We start from the raw sequence: 2,086 nt of genomic DNA, 5'->3' as shown, positions 1-2,086 counted from the left end.
GCACGTTGGAGTCGGCTTCGGCCAGTTCGATCAGCAGTTCGAATAGCTGGGGCAGGGAGGCGCCGCCACCGCCGTAGTCCACCGGGACGCGCACGGCGCCAAAGCCGGCTTGCTTGAGCCATTGGATCGGCTCGTAGGGCAGGGCGCGGGTTTGTTCGCGCTCTACGGCACCCTCGGCGATGCGCTGGAAAATCGGCCGGAAGCGTTCGGCCAGGGCGTGATAATCGACGCCGGTGGACAGTGGATTGATCACGTGATGTTCGGTCATGGGGACGGTTCCTGGGCAGTGAGATAGGTGAGCTATTGCACGGTCCATGCCGGGCGCGAAGGCACGTATTTACGGGACGGGTGCCGATTCAACTGTTGTTCCTGCAACAGCAAAACGACAAACCGCTGCAATCCATGACAGCTCGGAGCAGGCTGCTTTTCGCCTGTTTCCGCGCTCGAAGGCCGGTAGTGCGGGCCTCTCACGCCCACTGGCACAGTTGCTGCTCCACACCTCGTACATGCCAATCCGCGAGGTACAGTCCAATGAGTCAGCAAGCCGTCAAATTTGCCTACTGGGTGCCCAACGTCAGCGGAGGGCTGGTGGTCAGCAAGATCGAACAGCGCACCCACTGGGGCATCGACTACAACCGCAAGCTGGCGCAGTTGGCTGAAGAAGCCGGCTTTGAATACGCCCTGACACAGATTCGTTTCACCGCCGGTTATGGCGCCGAATACCAGCATGAGTCGGTCGCGTTCAGCCACGCGTTGCTGGCGGCCACCACCAAGCTCAAGGTGATCGCGGCAATCCTGCCAGGCCCCTGGCAACCTGCGCTGGCGGCCAAGCAACTGGCAACCATCGACCAACTCACCAACGGCCGCGTTGCCGTCAATATCGTCAGCGGCTGGTTCAAGGGCGAGTTCCAGGCCATCGGCGAACACTGGCTGGAGCATGACGAGCGTTATCGCCGTTCCGAGGAATTCATACGCGCCCTGAAAGGCATCTGGACCCAGGACAACTTCACCTTCCGGGGTGATTTCTACCGCTTCGACAACTACAGCCTCAAGCCCAAGCCACTGGGCGAGCCCCACCCGGAAATCTTCCAGGGTGGCAGTTCGCGGGCCGCGCGGGACATGGCGGCACGGGTGTCGGACTGGTACTTCACCAACGGCAATACCCCGGAAGGCATCAAGGCCCAGGTCGATGACATTCGCGCCAAGGCGGCGGCCAATAACCATTCGGTGAAAGTCGGTGTGAATGCGTTTGTGATCGCTCGCGACACCGAGGAAGAAGCCCGCGCCGTGCTCGCGCAAATCATCGAACAGGCCGACCCGGAAGCCGTCAACGCGTTTGGCGATGCGGCGAAACAGGCGGGCAAGGCGTCACCGGAAGGTGAGGGCAACTGGGCCAAGTCGACCTTCGAGGATCTGGTGCAATACAACGACGGCTTCAAGACCAACCTGATCGGCACCCCGCAGCAGATTGCCGAGCGCATCGTCGCCTTGAAGGCGGTCGGCGTGGACCTGGTACTGGCCGGCTTCCTGCACTTTCAGGAAGAAGTGGAATACTTCGGCAAGCGTGTATTACCGCTGGTGCGCGAACTGGAAGCCAAGGCCGGGATCAAGCAAGTCGCCTGAACACCACCACCGCTGCCCGCAATTTGTTATTGCCGAACCGGCACATTCGCTCGAACTCCCCATGGCTGACCGGCAGATGCTGGCAGTCCATGGGCTGGCGGTGCTGGCTGTGATCCACGTCCGGGTCGTGCAGGTACACGAAGTCTTCGTCGCAGTCGGTGACGATTACCCAGTGGGGCGACTTGGAGCGGGTCAGGCGGTAGCTGCTGATCAACACCAGCGGCTGGCCGCCTTCGCGCAGCACCTGAGGTAAATCCAGCGGGCCGCCGAGCACTTGCTCAACGTCGCTCAAGGCCAACTCTTCCTCGAAGGCGTCATGCACCAAACGCATGACGTCTTTTTTATGCTGATCACGCACCCCGTCGAGAAACAACGGCCCGCTGACATTGACCTGCATGCGCACGCGAAAGCCCCGGCGCCAGGCGGCCAGCGCCAAACCCTGGGGGCTGCAGCCGCCATGGCC

General features: G+C 61.8%; 3 protein-coding genes. 1 reads left to right on the top strand and 2 read right to left on the bottom strand.

What is annotated here, in order from left to right; translation table 11 throughout:
- On the bottom strand, nt 1-268 hold a 268-nt coding region (locus HX846_RS33020), incomplete at its 3' end, for an acyl-CoA dehydrogenase family protein (RefSeq protein ID WP_178967031.1).
- A gap of 263 nt (nt 269-531) precedes the next feature.
- Here HX846_RS33020 and sfnG point away from each other — a divergent pair.
- Entirely contained in the window at nt 532-1,623 is a 1,092-nt protein-coding gene (gene sfnG, locus HX846_RS33015; protein ID WP_087692696.1) for a dimethylsulfone monooxygenase SfnG, read from the top strand.
- Here sfnG and HX846_RS33010 read toward each other — a convergent pair.
- Nucleotides 1,607-2,086: peptidase C39 family protein (locus HX846_RS33010; RefSeq protein WP_178967030.1), on the bottom strand; the 480-nt coding region annotated here is incomplete at its 5' end. The two genes, sfnG and HX846_RS33010, sit on opposite strands and share 17 nt — an antisense overlap.

It is taken from the genome of Pseudomonas sp. K5002, from assembly GCF_013386655.1.
Lineage (GTDB): Bacteria > Pseudomonadota > Gammaproteobacteria > Pseudomonadales > Pseudomonadaceae > Aquipseudomonas.
This window is presented reverse-complemented; position numbering and strand designations above follow the sequence as displayed.

Coding starts and splice junctions, on each gene's coding strand:
- sfnG (WP_087692696.1), top strand. CDS start 532: ATGAGTCAGCAAGCCGTCAAATTTGCCTACTGGGTGCCCAACGTCAGC.